13 protein-coding genes and 1 tRNA gene are annotated in these 15,082 nt (G+C 63.8%); 2 read left to right on the plus strand and 12 right to left on the minus strand.

Annotated features, from left to right (window positions below):
• Positions 1-69 precede the first annotated feature (69 nt).
• The gene (locus AAF739_03095; GenBank protein MEM6381635.1) at positions 70-1,224 is read left to right on the plus strand and encodes a TRAP transporter substrate-binding protein; all 1,155 of its coding nucleotides are present in this window, start codon (positions 70-72) and stop codon (positions 1,222-1,224) included.
• 111 nt (positions 1,225-1,335) lie between these two features.
• Positions 1,336-1,425: transfer RNA gene (locus AAF739_03100), tRNA-Ser, on the plus strand.
• A gap of 189 nt (positions 1,426-1,614) precedes the next feature.
• On the opposite strand, the gene AAF739_03105 is transcribed toward AAF739_03100, so the two are convergent.
• The 12 genes from AAF739_03105 to AAF739_03160 all read right to left on the minus strand — a co-directional run bounded on the left by AAF739_03105 (position 1,615) and on the right by AAF739_03160 (position 15,069).
• Positions 1,615-1,860 carry a hypothetical protein gene (locus AAF739_03105; protein MEM6381636.1) on the minus strand — a complete coding sequence of 82 codons (246 nt, stop codon included), beginning with the start codon at positions 1,858-1,860 and terminating at the stop codon, positions 1,615-1,617.
• A 43-nt stretch (positions 1,861-1,903) separates the two neighbouring features.
• Positions 1,904-2,737 (minus strand): DNA adenine methylase, encoded by an 834-nt coding sequence (locus AAF739_03110; protein MEM6381637.1) that lies wholly within the window; start codon positions 2,735-2,737, stop codon positions 1,904-1,906.
• Complete coding sequence (locus tag AAF739_03115; protein ID MEM6381638.1) at positions 2,682-2,933, minus strand: Com family DNA-binding transcriptional regulator; 252 nt, start codon at positions 2,931-2,933, stop codon at positions 2,682-2,684. The genes AAF739_03110 and AAF739_03115 overlap by 56 nt, the downstream gene beginning before the upstream one ends.
• Positions 2,934-3,051: 118 nt before the next feature.
• The gene (locus tag AAF739_03120; protein MEM6381639.1) at positions 3,052-3,810 is read right to left on the minus strand and encodes a hypothetical protein; all 759 of its coding nucleotides are present in this window, start codon (positions 3,808-3,810) and stop codon (positions 3,052-3,054) included.
• 15 nt (positions 3,811-3,825) lie between these two features.
• The gene (locus tag AAF739_03125) at positions 3,826-4,098 is read right to left on the minus strand and encodes a hypothetical protein (protein ID MEM6381640.1); all 273 of its coding nucleotides are present in this window, start codon (positions 4,096-4,098) and stop codon (positions 3,826-3,828) included.
• A gap of 40 nt (positions 4,099-4,138) precedes the next feature.
• Positions 4,139-6,901 (minus strand): hypothetical protein, encoded by a 2,763-nt coding sequence (locus tag AAF739_03130; protein ID MEM6381641.1) that lies wholly within the window; start codon positions 6,899-6,901, stop codon positions 4,139-4,141.
• An 11-nt stretch (positions 6,902-6,912) separates the two neighbouring features.
• Positions 6,913-10,227 carry a phage tail protein gene (locus tag AAF739_03135; protein ID MEM6381642.1) on the minus strand — a complete coding sequence of 1,105 codons (3,315 nt, stop codon included), beginning with the start codon at positions 10,225-10,227 and terminating at the stop codon, positions 6,913-6,915.
• On the minus strand, positions 10,224-10,652 hold the full coding sequence (locus tag AAF739_03140) for an NlpC/P60 family protein (GenBank protein ID MEM6381643.1): 429 nt from the start codon (positions 10,650-10,652) through the stop codon (positions 10,224-10,226). Before AAF739_03140 ends, AAF739_03135 begins: the two co-directional genes overlap by 4 nt.
• A complete protein-coding gene (locus tag AAF739_03145; protein ID MEM6381644.1) occupies positions 10,649-11,170 on the minus strand; it encodes a hypothetical protein in 522 nt (173 codons plus the stop codon). Before AAF739_03145 ends, AAF739_03140 begins: the two co-directional genes overlap by 4 nt.
• A gap of 13 nt (positions 11,171-11,183) precedes the next feature.
• Complete coding sequence (locus tag AAF739_03150; protein MEM6381645.1) at positions 11,184-11,606, minus strand: hypothetical protein; 423 nt, start codon at positions 11,604-11,606, stop codon at positions 11,184-11,186.
• Positions 11,603-14,707, minus strand: a complete 3,105-nt coding sequence (locus AAF739_03155) for a phage tail length tape measure family protein (GenBank protein ID MEM6381646.1) — start codon at positions 14,705-14,707, stop codon at positions 11,603-11,605. The genes AAF739_03150 and AAF739_03155 overlap by 4 nt, the downstream gene beginning before the upstream one ends.
• Positions 14,704-15,069: a DUF1799 domain-containing protein gene (locus AAF739_03160; protein MEM6381647.1), complete on the minus strand. Its 366-nt coding sequence runs from the start codon at positions 15,067-15,069 to the stop codon at positions 14,704-14,706. The genes AAF739_03155 and AAF739_03160 overlap by 4 nt, the downstream gene beginning before the upstream one ends.
• Positions 15,070-15,082: the final 13 nt, after the last annotated feature.

The raw sequence follows: 15,082 nt of genomic DNA on the forward strand, positions 1-15,082 counted from the left end.
GGTTGCGGGTGCCAAGGTCCCTCGCTAAGCTCTCAACAAAACAAAACAGTGTCCGTGGGAGTTTTTAAAATGCGTCAACCGCCAACCCGTCCGCTCTTGCCGAAAGCGCGCGCAGCCTCGTCGCAGGATGAAAGCCGCCGCGCCTTCCTCAAGGCTGGTTTGGTCGCCGGTGCAGCCGGCGTCGGGGCGCTTGCTGCGCCCGCCATCGTCAAAGGGCAGCAAACCATCAACTGGACCATGGCCTCGTCTTGGCCAAAAGGCGCGCCTGGCGTGGGCGTAAATGCCGAGAGAGTTGCCGACAAGATCACCTCCATGTCGGGCGGGCGTATCCAGATCGACTTCAATGCGGGCGGCGAACTCGTCCCGCCATTTGAGGTGTTTGATGCCGTCGCGGGCGGCACGGCAGACCTTGCCCACACCACGCCCTACTACGCGGTTGGTAAAGACCAGGCGATGCACTTTTTCACGGGCGTACCCTTCGGTCTGACGGCGCTTGAACATATTGCCTGGCTGCGCTTTGGCGGCGGTCAAGCGCTTTGGGATCGCGCGTACGAGCCGTTCGGTCTGAAACCTTTCTACACAGGATCTTCAGGTCCGCAGGCTGGTGGCTGGTTCCGGGAAGAGCTCACCTCGTTGGACGACCTTCAGGGACTCAATTTCCGTGTCGCCGGCTTGGGCGGTGAAGTTATGCGACGCATTGGCGTCAACCCCGTTTTGCTGCCGCCGCCGGAGATATTCCCGGCGATGCAAAACGGGACCATAGACGCGGCCGAATGGATCGGCCCGTGGAACGATCTGGCGTTCGGTCTCTTTCGGGTCGCCAAGCATTATTACATGCCGGCTTTTCACGAGATGGGTCCGGCGTTGGAACTGATCGTGAGCCAGGAGGCCTACAACGCGCTACCCAACGATCTGCAAAGGATCGTTGAAGAGGCTTGCTTGGCCGCTTCGATGGAGACGACAGCAGATTTCACGTTCCACAACATCGTGTCCCTGCGGCCGTTGATCGAGGAGCACGAGGTGCAGGTTCACACCATGCCGGACGCCATCATTGATGCACTTGCCGCCGAAACCGGCCCGGTGCTGCAGGAGGTTGCGGATTCGAGCGTCATTGCGGGCGAAACCTTCGCATCCTTCCAGGCGTTTCTTGCCGAAGCAAACATGTACGCGCAGGCGTCTGACCTCGCGGCACTTGAGATGCGAGCAAAAGCGCTGGGCATGTAGCGCGGGCAAGTTGCTTGCGGACATGCAAAAGCCCCGCAATCCAAGCGGGGCTTTTTGTTTCCGGCCCTTGAAAGGCAAAGCGCTGCACGCTAACCACACGCCTCGAAGAATGGGCAGGTGGCCGAGTGGTCGAAGGCGCACGCCTGGAACGCGTGTAGGCGGGTAACCGTCTCGAGGGTTCGAATCCCTCTCTGTCCGCCATTCTTTTTGGCGCTGCCTAATCGTCCTGGCTGCCTATGACCTGCGGTTCATTCGTGCTTGTCCGCCTGCACCGTAAGCAGCACGCGATTTCGTTCATGTAGCGCGCAACTTCGTTTGGCAAAAAACGCAGGTTCGTATGGCAGCGCTTTCGGAGCGGTTTGAAGGCACTTCTAAGGCTGTTTGAAGCCCCTATCGAAAGAGCTCACCACCGGCCGCTCTACGGGCCTGGGAGCGCTGTAGTCCAGCCAGCGATCGAGGGACGGGCATACAGCTGCAGGAGGGTGCTTCAGGGTTCACGAGCGCCTCAACCATAGCCATCGCCTCTTCCTTCGTATCGGCCTGGCCCTGCTCGATCGGGAACGTCCAGACGAACCACCGCCAGTAGTAGTTCCAGGCCTGATACACCCGCCCAAGCTTCTGCCCATCGCGCCACAAGACACCGTCCGTGTCCAGCGCCGGCTGAGTTCGCAGCCAGCCCTCACGTCGATTCGGTGATGATGAGCTCTCTCGCATTGGTGCCCTTTCCGCCCGCGACCGAGTAATTAAGCGACGCCTCCTCGAAACTGAACGCGCGGAAGATCGATCGGATCTCCGGGACGTCATTGATCGAGAGCACAAACCGCCCTTTGAGGCCAGCCAGCTGATCGGCCATGGCGGTGAAGTCCTCCTTGCCAAAGACGCCCTCGCCGTAGTCGGTCTCGTTGTCCCAGTACGGTGGGTCAAGGTAGAACAGCGCGTCCGGCCGGTCGTAGCGGCGAATGAACTCAGACCAGCCAAGGTTTTCGATGACGACACCAGCCAGGCGCTCGTGGACGTCCTCAAGCAGGGGCGCCAGCTTCGTCAGGTTGAAGCGCGCCGGCGCGGTCGGATCGACACCAAAGTTCTGGCCCGTCACCTTCCCGCCGAACGAGAGCCGCTGAAGATAGATGAACCGCGCAGCGCGTTCGAGATCGGTCAGCGTTGATGGATTGCAGGCCTTCAGGCGCTCGTACTCACGCCTGGAGGTCACCTGGAACCGCAACGTGTCCATGAACTGCTGATAGTGCCGCTGGAGGATCCGAAAGAGGTTAGCAACCTCTCCATTGATGTCGTTGACCGCCTCGCGCCGCGCGGCCGTCTGCCGGCGAAAGAACACCCCGCCCATGCCAACGAAAGGCTCGGCGTAGAGGCCATGCTCGATGCTGTCGATGATGGCGCAGATTCGTCGGGCCAGGTGTCTTTTGCCGCCGATATAGGCTGCTGGCGGGTGAACAGGGTCACGGGCTTGAAGCCCGCTTGAAGGGCCTGTGACGGTGTTTGTGCTTTTCCGCATCGCTTTGCTCCGAACGCGCGCTCCTAGGGCGCTCTGATCGGGGCTCGGCAGGCCTCAATACATTGATTGCCGAACAGCGTCGGCACTTGATCTCTAGCACATCGCCGATGGTTTGGGAGGTACCCTTGAAGAGCAGCGCATTACAGCGCGCGCACCGATAGTCCTTCACGTCCTGATAACCCGATTCCTGCACCATTCGGCCGCTGCGCAAGCAGCCGGTGGGTGCGGTGTTATCTTCGGGTGCGTCGGGTGGGTCGGGTCGCCAAACTAGGCCCACCACTGTGAGCGTCTAAGCGCTCATGGTCCCCATCGGATCAGCTCATCAGAACGCCTATGGCAGCGCGCAGCGCGTCGCGATCGTAGCCGCTCGCTGCGAGGTTCCCGACGATGATGTGATCGATCCGGCCGGCATACTCGAAGCCCGAGATGTGCGCGTGACCGATCAGGAACCCGTCAAAGCTGGACAGGTCTGCGCCGCGCGCTTCCAACAGAAACGTCGAGGCGGGGCGCGCATCATGCAGAGCGTCGCGTGAGGCAATGGCCGGGCCGTTGTCGATGTGAACGGTCGCCGCTCCGATGTTGCCCCTAGGGTTGGCTGCATTGCCGTCCTGTGAGCAAAAGATGAACCGGTTGGGTGGGCTGCTCTCGGTGAGAATATCGAGCACGATGTAGGGATCATCGTCGGTCTGGACGACCGCGAATATATCCGCGCTCGACGGCCCGGCGCCGCCCACAAACGGCAGATTGAGCGCTTGATCCACGCCGTTGAACTGAAGGCCTCCTGAAGCTGACAGGGACGGCCTCGTTCCCGCACTCGGCGCAACGGCGTTCGTCGCCATAATCCGGTCTTCAATCCAGCCGACCGGGTCACCAGAGCCGGGCTGCGCGCCAGACCCATCGATCGCACTTCGCATGCCCATCACGCGGGTGAAGTCCTGCCACAGCACCGCGTGCTGGGCGATGGCCGCAGCTGCGGCCGCCTTCACGTTGTCGCCTGCCGAGAGGACCAAGTGCTCCACCGGCGAGTAGACAGAAGGCCGAACCGGGCCATCGATCGTCAGATCATCCCTCACAGCTTCGGCTCCCGCTTAGACAAGGTCCACGCTGACGCTGGTCGAACCATCGCCGCCGACCGTAATGGCGCGCACCTCGCAGTCGGGCAGGACGACGCGTGCCATCGCCGGCGACGTGAAACCGTCGAAGTTGTGTAGCCGCAGCCAGTCACCTACATTGTGACGTACCTCCAGGTGCACCGTCGCGCCTGAGAGCGTGCCGGATACAAAGACCGAGCCGGTTGACCCGTTCCATTGTCTCGCATCGCCCTCGATGTCCGCGCCGACGTTTTCAAGCAGTCTGTCCATATGTGCCTCCTTGGGGCATCTGGTTGGTCTGTAAGCCGATCTAGGCTCCGATGATGATGTCCTGACGGTCGGGGTCCGCGCTGGTCACCCAGTCTTCAGCGTTGGCCAGCCGCACCGGGTTGATGCCTCGGCCGAAGACATTGCCACCGAGCGATGTGAATGGCCTCTGGGTGATCCACGACGGGAAATTAAGATTTGGCACATCGATCAGGTCGGTATCGACGGTGCAGGCGAAGGTGCTGCCGCCAATGACGAGCAGATCACCGGTGACCTCATCGGTGTCGTGGTTCTGGACTTGGAAAAGCTGGTCGTTCGCGTCGACGCCCCGCCACAGCACGTCGCAATTGATGAAGTCAGCCCGGCCGCGGCCGTCGCGCATCACGGTGAACAGATGGTCACCGCTGACGTTGATGTCGTACTTGCAGTCCCGCGACCGATAGTAATGCGGGAAGCCGGCCGTGAAGTAGCTGAAGCTGGCGGCCGCGTGCCCCATGCAATCGAACTCGGTATCGATGTACAGGACACCGCGCTCGGGTCCCGCCGATGGGCCAAGGGCGAGGCCGCCGATGCAGCGAACGTCGGTGGGCGCCTCGACGTCCGGATCGATTGTCGGGGTGTTCGACGCGCGCACAAAGTAGCGCGGCTGCGGCGTCAGCGTGATGCCATGGCGCGACGCAACCTCGGCCGAGGGATCGATCTGCAGCGGCCTGAACCAGGTGATGCCGCCATAGGTCGTCAGGCCGGCCGTGTGCGAGAAGCACATGCTGGCGAGGCTTGCGTCCCAAGCCGGGTCAAGCGGGCTTCCATCATGCTTGAAGAATGGCTGGGCGATGTAGACCAGATCGTCGGCAACGTCGCCCGCATCGGGCAGCTCATTGTCTGTGTAGTAGACGAACGGGTTGAGCGAGCTGCAGCCGCCGACGCTATCGCAGCGCTTCATGAGGTTTCCGCCGAGATTGCGGCCGGGCATCCCGACCGCGTGATAGCCCGTCGTGATGGTGAGCACGTCCTCGATCGACATGCCATTGGCATGCGGTGCACGGAGCCCATAACCACCCGCCGCATTGTCGTTTGGCGTGAAGAAGGTGATCAGATTGCCGAAGTGCCGGAAGCCCTCAGTGTGGTCACCGTTGGCCGCAACGAGCAGAAGCGCGTTCTCGTCGTCGGAGTAGATGATGTTGTCGTTGGCATCGGCCACTGAAGCCGTGACGGGCGGATTGACGTAGATCGTTCCGCCGACATAGCTCCACTTGCCCGACGCCGGCGTTGTGGTGCCCGTCGCCTCTTTTTCGAGGAAGCCGTACCAGGCGACCATGCGCGCGGGATCACGGCCCCATTTGGCGAGCGCGTTGGCGAACTTCTCAACGGTCAGATCGACGCCGGTCACGGTGCCCGCGACATCGTCGCGCTTGTAGTCATAGGCCAGATAAACGGGCTCGGTCGCCGAGGCGAGGCTGTAGATGTTACTGCCTGCGCTGGTCCAGGTACCGGTGATGGCGCCACTGACCCACGTCTCGCCGGCTGGGCCCGCATTCGAGATCCACGTAACCCCGTCAGCAAGCTCGATCCGACCAGGTCGAACGAACGGCGCGCCTTCGGTGCTGTTCGAGTAGACGACATCGCCCGTCGTCGCCGCTTCCAGCGCCGCGACCAGCGAGGTGTAGGCGTTCGCCCACGATGAGCCGTCGCCGGTACCGGTCGCGGTCGGGTCGGCATAAATCGGTTGCCGGTCCAGCCGCATGGCTTGCATCTCGGTCTCGATCGCGCGGAGCCGGGCGAACGCATCACCGATGGAGTCCGCGCCCCGAAACCGATCAGCCGAAAGCCCCCGCCTCGATGTGGCACCGCCCGCATTGTCCTTGGCGCGCGCCACGCGATCGACGACGTCTGTTACATCCTCCATCTCGATCCAGGCGATCGAGGTCACGCCGTCAGAGCCAAGGGCTTGGACCGCAGGCCGCAAGAACGCGGTGCCGGCCGGCAGCACATATTCCGCGTCGGACGCGCGATCGAGCGTCACCGTGGTCGTCGCTTCCACCGCGATGCCATCCGCCAGCTGGTTGGCCCTGACAGTGACCACGGCATCGGCGCCCGCTATTCCGCCGAAACTGGCGTTGAGTGCCCGGAACATAAAGTTGACGGTGTCCGTCGCCGGCGTCGTTGGGATGGTGGTCCGCCGCGCTTTCCAGCGTAGCCGGTAGACCCGGCCGGCATCGATCGGAAACGCGGCCCGCGGTGCGACGAAGCCAGCCCCTGTCAGCCACAAGCATGGTCCCATCACGCTATCTTCGACCACGTCGCTAGCGTCATAGGCTTCGGCATCGACGCCGGCGCCTATAAAGGTCAGGCCATTGCCCACCACATTGTTGAAGAACAGGTGCGCCGCTTCGGTTCGGCCGCCGACGCTCGTGATGACCGACTCATCGTCAATGGCATCGGACAACTCGGCCAGCGTATCGCGGCCGCTCGGCGCGCCGGCGACCAAATTGTCGATTGCACCTGTGATGTCGCCTGAGGGAATGTCTCCAATCTTGACCCAGCTGCCGGTCCCTGAAGCCCCGCTCTTGCGGTAGACGCCATTGTTGGCGGTGGTGTCGCCATAGACGCGCGCTTCGGTCCCATCGTCCCAATCGAGATCCGCAGACAGCTCGGACAGCAATTCGAAGATCGGCTGGGTCGTTCGGGTCTGTCGCGCCAAATCGGCGATCGGGATCCGGGCGGTCGAGCCATCGGCCGTATTGCCGAGGACCTCGGCGACAGCAGATGCTTCGGTGAGGCTTGTTGTGGGAATGCCAGTGGCCATGTGTCTTTCTCCTAGATGACGACTGTTGAGCCTGCGTACGCCTCAGGGCCTTCCAGGCCCTCGGCGTTGGCGGCTGTGACGAAGTAATGAAGGGTGCCTTGGGGGATCGACGCGGTGCTCTCTTCGAACACCGTGAGGTCATCGAGCGAGCCATCGAAATCGGCGCTTCCGAGGATCCCCAACGTGGTTTGGCCCGTCGATGCGATCAGGCTGCCAAGGAAATCCGTGCTGTTGCCCGAGGATGGCCCGATGTCCGTTCCGTTGCCGGTCAGTTTGACCCGGACAGCGCCAGCGGTGCGCCCTGAGATCGGAACGCGGTACCGATAGGTCTTGGCCCCTGTCACTGTGATGGGCTGCTCAAGGTCGGAGGTGACACCTGGCGTCTTGGTCGCGACGCCGGCAGCGATGGCCCAGCCGTCGCCCTTGGTCCAGTCGGTGTCCGTATCGAACCCTGGGTTCGTGACCAGGTTGGGCTGGGTCGCATCGCCATCGGTGTAATTGAGCGTCTCGCTCTCAGTCGCCGGGATCGAGCCGACCAGCGTCGCATTCTCGAACTCATCGGTGGCGGAGCGGTAGATGCGCAGCTCTGAGACGTATTCGGGCGGCGTCGCGACCGTCAGCGTTGCGGATCCACGACCGCCGACCACAGAAGCACTCACCGGCGCTTCAGGCGGTAGGCTTTCGACGCCAACCTCAACCGTTCGAAGGCTTGTCGAAGGCCCGTCGATCGACGCTGAGGAGGTCGCAAACGCGTCGAACTGAACCTGGTCGCCGGTCGTGTAGCCTCTGATCGCTACACCACCGCTGCCAGCGGGTTCGCTGTCCGTATTGAAGGTGGTTTCCCCGACGCGCCGGTGGCGGACAGTGAAGGTGGCCACAACGGCCGATGAGCCCGACCCTGGGATGAGAAGCACATTGAGACCATCGCCTTCAGGCGTTGTGTCGACGCTAAAGACGGTCGGCACGGCTGGCGGGTCTGTGCTGTCGGCGATCGCGGCACCAACGCGGCCGTCCCACAAGGGCGGGCTTTCAGCATCGGTCAGGGTGTCGATGATGGGCGACGCCGAGACGAACAGCATGTTCGACGACATGTCCTCGGCGGCTTCGACGCCGGCGACGATCGCTTCCTCGCTCTCGATGCCGAGCGGCCCGAACATGACGATGTCGCCAATTTGCGGCAGCGCGCCGCCCTCGATGACGGTCAGTACATCACGCTCGCCTTCCGCATTGGCAACGCTGACCAGCCGGCTGGTCCATGGATCGCTCTCGGTCGCGCCTGGCACAAGGAAGCGAATGGCGTAGTTCGCCCCCGCTTCCATCGAAACCACCTGGTCGAGCTGCAGCGTCATACCGATGACCGCGCGCACCCGTGCCGACGTGTGGACGGTATCGAGAACCGAATGCGAGATCCGCACAAGGTCGCCGCGCGTCGCGACCCGCGCAGCGCCATCCTGCAGCGCGGTGAACCGGTCCGGCCGATGGATGAGCTCGTACATGCGCCGGCGCGCTTCGCGCCAAATCTCGTTCGGGTCGGTCTTGCCTGGAAGGGCGACCTCTTCGGTGACCTCGACGTCGCCGACATGGCCCGGCCAGGGTACGATGCGTTCGTTTGGTGCAAAGTCGGCCGTCTCGTCCTGGAAGGTGATCCTGAAGGCGTCGGGCGGGCGGAAGTAGGCTCGAGTGAACTTGAGCCCGCGGGCATTGTGCTCGCTGACATGATCCACCACGAGCGAGCGCGGCCGATCGATGATGATGGTCCATTTGGTGCCATCATGGTGCGGCAATGCCCGGCCTGCGCGTGCCACATCGGCCAACGCGTCAAACAGCGAGCCTTCGAAGTCGTGGACCCGATTGTATTCGAGCCCCTTGGACACACAGTAATCGTGCCACTCTCCGAGCGCGTCGAGATCAATCTGCGCGTCGGTTGCCGGGAAGGTGTTAGCCGGCCCCTGAAGCACGTACCGAAACAGGCTCGCCGGGTTGGAGGTCGCCCGGCTGATCCAGCTGTTGTTCGCGGTGTTCCAATCGAGGCAGACCCGCTGTCCGATGATGTTGATGGCGTCGAGCGGTCCATTCAGCTGCTCGGTGGCCTTGATCCGGACAGCAATAAGCGCCAGCGGGTGGGCGAACTGAAGCGGATATTCAGGGCGGAAGGACTGGATTGCGATCCAGGCGGACCGGTCGAGCTCGCGGCTTTTGGTGCGCTCGGTCGTCAGCCGGGTAAGCCTGATCTCGTAGCGCCCGCGCGTCGGCAGCGCCCACCGGTAATACCGAAAGAATGCGTCTGGCTTCTTGGCGCTGAAGTTCAGTGTCGCGACCTGTGTCCAGGTGGATGCCCCCGCCAGGCGATGTTCGACCCTGATCTCCACCGACAGCGACCGTTCGCGACCCTCATCATTGTAGCGGACGAGGCCCTGCGGAAAGCCGATGATGATCCCCACCTCAGCGGCATCTCCGGCCGTAAAGCGCGTCTCCGGCTTGATCGTGCCAACCTTGCCGATCGTGTCGCCATTATCGTCACGCGGCAGGTCGCGTGTGAGCTCAACGCCCAGCTGCGCTTCAATGACCTGCTGCGGGTACAGCGAGAGCGGATCATCGCCATCGCGACCAAATCGGATCTCGGTCGTCACCTCATCATACTCGTCGATCGGCGTTTCGCCGATCTTCAGCGATGAGATCTCGACTTCGCCATAGCCAACCAGGAAAGCCGCCCGAACATACTGTTCGTCGCCGACGATCTCGGTGTAGGGCGTCGCCGCGTAGGGCGGGGCGTAGCGTATGCGCCCAAGGAGCACGGGCACCGGCGCGTCGATCCGCGCCTGGTTCTGCAGGCCCTCGATCGTGAAGGTCGGGTCCTCTTCTTTATCCGAGGGCGTATCGAGCGGCACGAGCGCGTTGATCAGAAGCCGCCCGACCGTCGTCACAGCCGCGCCGATGAGCCCTTGTGCGAGCCCTTGGCTGATCCCCAGAAAACCCGCCAGCGTCGGCGCAAACACCGCCGCGAGGGCAACCGCCGCGATGGATACGATGACCGTCAGGATGGTCCGCAGGAGATTGCGCAAGCCGCCTGTCGGTACCACCCGAATGATGACCTGGACGCCGGCATGCGGCTTCACCAGGTGCCAGACGGTCGGTGACAGCGTGGTCATACGGCCGTCCCGCGCAACCAGGGTCACGCGCGTACGCTGAAGGACGATGTCTGGCGCATCAGGCAAGGCCATCGCGACGATCTCGTCAACCGTCGAGCCGTGCGGCACGGTCATCGCTATGCGCCCGGCTCCCGGATCGACGATCGGCATGGCGAGAACGGGGATGAGGTCGCTCATGATCCGAAGCCTCCGCTGTAGCGAACGGCGGCGGTCCGGCATTCGCGCCAGGGTGATCGGTCGAACCGCGCGACATGGGCTGGCCGCTCTTCATCGACATGCAGCATCTGCCGCGCATCGATCGCGACGCCGACATGTGTCGCCAGGCGCCCGCGCCGAAAGACCAGGACGTCAAAGGGCAGGATCTCGGTAACGGGCGTCCACATCGATGAGGCGACCGCACCTTTGATCAAGGCGGCGACTTCCGCGCGCTCGAACGCGCTCATCCCGCCGGTGTAGTCCGGCAGCGCGATGCCAAGCTCGTCGCGGTAGACGGCCGTGACCAGTCGCCAGCAATCGAAACCCTCGCCATTTTCGCCAAGCGGCAGGAAGGGCTTGCCGATGTACGCGGCGGACCAGTGCAAATGGGTGCTTGGCTCGATCATTGCCGCCTCAAGCCTGGGAAGCGGCTGCGGGTCGTACGGCCGGCTGGAAAGGGTTCGCTCGAAAGCGCAACGCGCGCGATCTGCAAGGTCACCGCGTTGGCATCGCCCTCCGATGAGACGAGCCGCAAATCGAGCCATTCCTGTTCGACCCGATCAGGGGATGATGCGAGCACAACCGCCAGATCGACGCGGGCCTCGTCGGTGGTCGATCGCAGCAGCTTGGTGATGTTGTTATCGACCGCTTCGAAAACGAGCGATGCGGATGCCGGCGCTTCCTCCAGATCGTCCGGTACAAGGGCCGTGACCAGCACGAACAGGAAGGGGCTGTCGTCGGTGGTCAGCCAGCTCGAATAGGTGCCATAGGCGAGCGGGTCGTCGCTTAAACGTTGCGTCGGATCGGTCGACAGGCGCACGGGCTCATCGAGATCGTCATGCGTGATCCGCACGAGCACGATCTCAATCTCGTCTGTCGCCTGGGCGTCATGGCTGACGCGATGGTTCGCCGATATCGATCTCATGACCGGATCTCGCTCATGGCATCACCCAGATTTCGAAGCTGATGCGCCAGCGCTTGCCGTAGGTTGTGATGGCTGGCAGCTGCTGCCCGAACAGGCAAAGCCACACAGACGCGATCAGGAGCGGCGCGCCGGCGTTTGTCTCCAGTGGCTGGCCCAGATGATCGAGCAGCGGCAGATCGGTCCGGATCACGTCCTTCATCCGGAACGGTCGCGCGCCCTTGGCCGTGTCGCGATCGAAGAACGTGTCAAAAATCAACAGCTCGTCGCGATCGCAATCGAGCACCATCTGGACCGGATCAGCTGTGCGGGAGAAGCGTCGCGACACGCGCGGCGGACCGCTGTCGGGCTGCGACTGCCGCCGTGCTTCGCCCTTGGTGTACTGAAAGCCCTGGCGCTGCGGCAGCGGCAAGGTCTCCGGCCAGACCGCGACCGTCATCGCCGCACCCGCTGCGGCCGAATGCCAAAGGTGCCGCGCATCGCTCTCTGGGTCGGCCCACCCGTGTCAGCGATTGCGCCACCGACAGCTTCGCCGATGACGATCTTGGTGCGGCGACCGCCTCGGCCGTCCGACTCCTGCTCTTCACGAACAGGGGCACCGGAGAAGTTGTAGATGGCGATTTGAGGCCCGTTCGAAGCTGCTTCTAAGACCGGGCGACCGTAGCCTCCGGACACCCCGCCGCCGACCACGAACCCGCCTTCGCGGTAGCCGCGCATGGCGCCGTCATGAAGCGCCTCGAGATTGCGCACGCCGATACGCCGGGTCGCGCGGGCGTTGAAGACGAACTCGTTGGCATGAACGAAGCCCGTCACGTCGTCATCATTGCCGCGGCCGGTATCGCCACCACGCCGGTAGCCGAACAGGCCACCGAGCAGATTGAGGCCCGCCGAGAAGATGGACGACAGGAAACCGCCGCCGCCAGACGTGCCAGGCGCACCGGCTTGACCGATGCTCGATGAGATGTCCTGAAGCCCGCTTGCGAGGCTGTCGGCCAGCTGCTTCGACTGCCCTGAAAACCCTTCGGCCGTCACCGACAGGGTTTGCGTCGAGCTCAGCAGGCTCTTGCCGCTGCCGGCGAGCACTTCGGCGAGCCCGCTGACGTCCGTTCCCATGTTGGAGAGGAGGTTGCCGGTCTGGGTTGCCGAGCTGCCCAGCTCCTCGATCGCATCGGTGATGGGCTGCGCATTGAACGTCGAGCGGATGGTCTCCGCGTCGACGCCCAAAAGGCCCTGCCACTCTTCGCGCAGCTCACCCACATCGTTCCCGCGGCCCATCATCAGGCGCAGCGCCATCTGGTCCTGGAGCTCAGGCGAGAACAGCTCATTGCCGGTCAGCCCCATCTGCTCCTGCAGTCCGCGACGCGTGGTGCGCACGATCTGGTAGCGGCCCAGTGCCGAGGAGTTCCACTGGTTTGCCGGATGCGCGAGCATGCGTGTTTGCAGCTGATCGATCTGGTTGAGCGTCATCCCGACAAGGTTCTGCTCGCCCCCCGTCAAGAGGCCGTACCCCAGCGACGTGTTGTAAGCGTTGGGCCCAGCGGTGCCTTCCGCGCGCGCGATCAGATCGAGGAAAGGATGGAGGCCTCGCCCAGCATCCGAAACGAGGTTCTGGACGCGCCCGATCGACGTACCGCCACCGAGTGCGATCGGTCGCCCGATCGGGTTGGGCACACCGCCACCGCTCACCGCAGCCGCCACACCGCCATTGTCGTTCGCGCCGACCAGGCTTCCGATCGCACCTAGGCCACCGCCATTGATGATGACGCTCGTCGCGTTGACGCTCATCATGCCGGTAGCGATCGGCGACGATGCGATATCGACGCCGAGACCCGGCCCTTGCGGACCGCCACCCAAAAGAGACCGAATAATGCCGCCGAGACCTCCTGCGTCCTCGAGCGTTGGCAGGTCGGTGCCGAACAAGGCGTTCTTCAGCGGGTTCTTCGCGCCGAGCTCGATGAGGAAGTTGCTGATCTCGCGGGCGATGCCTTCGAGCGCGCCCTCGATGTCACCATCGTCGATCGCTCCGAAGATCCTGTCGATGGCGTCGGTGCCGGCATCGCGGACCGATTCCCACGCCTCGCGCTGGCGATCGAGCGCGCTGTTGCCCTCGGCGATCGCCGCCGCGTTCGCCCGGATCGCATTGGCCTCGGCCGATGCGCCGTCGATGTTGAGACGCCGGATCTGGTTTTCCGCTTCCATGAGCGCCAGGCGACGGGCGCGCTCGGCGCTTGAGGCACCCAAGAGCTGGGCCTCGAGCTGCAGCATGCGCAGCTCTTCCGCCTGGCTGCGCAACAGATCCTCGACAGGTCGATCGAGGCTGAGGTCTGCCGGCCGTGCGATGGGGTTCGGAATGCCGAGGCCGCGGTCCTGGTTCTGGATACGGGCAAGGTTTTCCTGGTGGGCCGCGTAGGCGCGCTCGATCTGCTCGATGGTGGTCGCTGCGTCCAGGGCCTCGCGCAACGACCTGTTGGCCCGCTCCTGGGGAGTGATCGTTCGGTTCGCGTCGTTGATGCGCTGCAGCGCCCGCGCGAATTGGTCGAGGCTCCTCGACGCCCGCTCCGAGTCCTCGCCGATTTCCTCGACGGTGCCAGACGCTGCTTCGAGGGCTCGCTGGGTCTCTACGGCAGCACCGGCGACGTCGCGCAATCTGTCGAAGAAGCCTCGCTGGCTGTTTGTGACGCCTTCGGTTTCTTCGGAGATCCGCGCGATCGTCTCGACCAGGGCGAGCACGTCGGGTGTGCCGGCGCTCACCGATTGCTGAAACGCTTCAACCGCGGCCGTCGTCTGGGCAAACACATCCGTGGCCGTACCCAGCGCCTGCAGATCGCGGCGCGCCAGAAAGTCGAGCAGGCCTTGCGATTGGTTGGCCAGCTGGCTCGAAAGCGTCTCGCGGTTGCGCCGGAGATCCGCTTCCAGAACCGCCTGGCTCTCGCGCGCATAGGCCTGGGCGCCTTCGCCCGCCTCCGCGTAGGCGTCCTTGATGCGGCGGATCAAATCCTCGTGCCGCTCGATGACGGCGTCGGTGTCTTCGACCTCGCCGCGGATCCGGTTGAAGACTTCCGCTGCACCGAAGCCCAACGCGGTGATGCCACCCAGGACCAGCGTCGTCGGCGTGAGCAGCGACGTCAGCCCCTGCAGCATCAGCGGGAAGATCTGTCCGACGCCGCGGCGACCGAGGATCTGGTTCACCTGGGCGCCCTGCTGGATCATCACGGTGAAAGGCGACTGACCGGTCGCCAGGCCCATCGCGATATCGTTCATCTGGAACGACAGGTTGGACATCTCGGCCGAGGTCAGCCCGACCGCTTGCGCCGATGCGCGGCTGCCCTGAGTGAGGGCCGTTGCCATGCCCTGAGACGAGCGCCGGGCATTTTCCGTGATGGCTGCAGCGCGCTGCTGCGAGGCGCTCAGCTGATCGATATCGGACGCGGCGGCGTCGGCTGCGCTCCCAAGGCTGCCAACTGCGCGCCTGCCTTCCTGCGCGCCTGAGGTCATACCACTGGCGTCGAGCGTCGCGCGGGCTGCGAGGACCAGCGTCACGACGTGCCCTCCGGATCGGCATTGAGGATGGGAAGGGCTTCGAACTCCATCACCTGCAGATCGTCGATCAGCCGATGGAACTTCTTGCGCGACTTACCAGCGAACAGAGCGGCGGCGGCGCTATAGTCGAGGCCAATCCAGTGCAGCCGGGTCATGGTCGCGGCCGCGCGCCACTGGGTCTCCAGCATCAGGAAGGCCGTCATGGTTTTCCAGTTGCAGCGCCACACCGCGAAACTCTCTTCCCGCTCTGCCAGAGCCGCCTGCTCACGAACCGCGTCGGCAACCCGAACCCCCATGTCTTCCCAGTCGGCGATCATCTGCTCGTCGGGCCGCGACGGTTCTGACGGGTCCGATCGACCCATGCGGGCGTAGGCC

The organism is Pseudomonadota bacterium, assembly GCA_039024915.1.
GTDB lineage: Bacteria > Pseudomonadota > Alphaproteobacteria > Rhizobiales > MH13 > MH13.

Coding starts and splice junctions, on each gene's coding strand:
- AAF739_03115 (MEM6381638.1), bottom strand. CDS start 2,933: ATGGTGCAGGAATCGGGTTATCAGGACGTGAAGGACTATCGGTGCGCG.
- AAF739_03145 (MEM6381644.1), bottom strand. CDS start 11,170: ATGAGATCGATATCGGCGAACCATCGCGTCAGCCATGACGCCCAGGCG.
- AAF739_03160 (MEM6381647.1), bottom strand. CDS start 15,069: ATGGGTCGATCGGACCCGTCAGAACCGTCGCGGCCCGACGAGCAGATG.
- AAF739_03110 (MEM6381637.1), bottom strand. CDS start 2,737: ATGCGGAAAAGCACAAACACCGTCACAGGCCCTTCAAGCGGGCTTCAA.
- AAF739_03130 (MEM6381641.1), bottom strand. CDS start 6,901: ATGGCCACTGGCATTCCCACAACAAGCCTCACCGAAGCATCTGCTGTC.
- AAF739_03125 (MEM6381640.1), bottom strand. CDS start 4,098: ATGGACAGACTGCTTGAAAACGTCGGCGCGGACATCGAGGGCGATGCG.
- AAF739_03095 (MEM6381635.1), top strand. CDS start 70: ATGCGTCAACCGCCAACCCGTCCGCTCTTGCCGAAAGCGCGCGCAGCC.
- AAF739_03135 (MEM6381642.1), bottom strand. CDS start 10,227: ATGAGCGACCTCATCCCCGTTCTCGCCATGCCGATCGTCGATCCGGGA.
- AAF739_03140 (MEM6381643.1), bottom strand. CDS start 10,652: ATGATCGAGCCAAGCACCCATTTGCACTGGTCCGCCGCGTACATCGGC.
- AAF739_03150 (MEM6381645.1), bottom strand. CDS start 11,606: ATGACGGTCGCGGTCTGGCCGGAGACCTTGCCGCTGCCGCAGCGCCAG.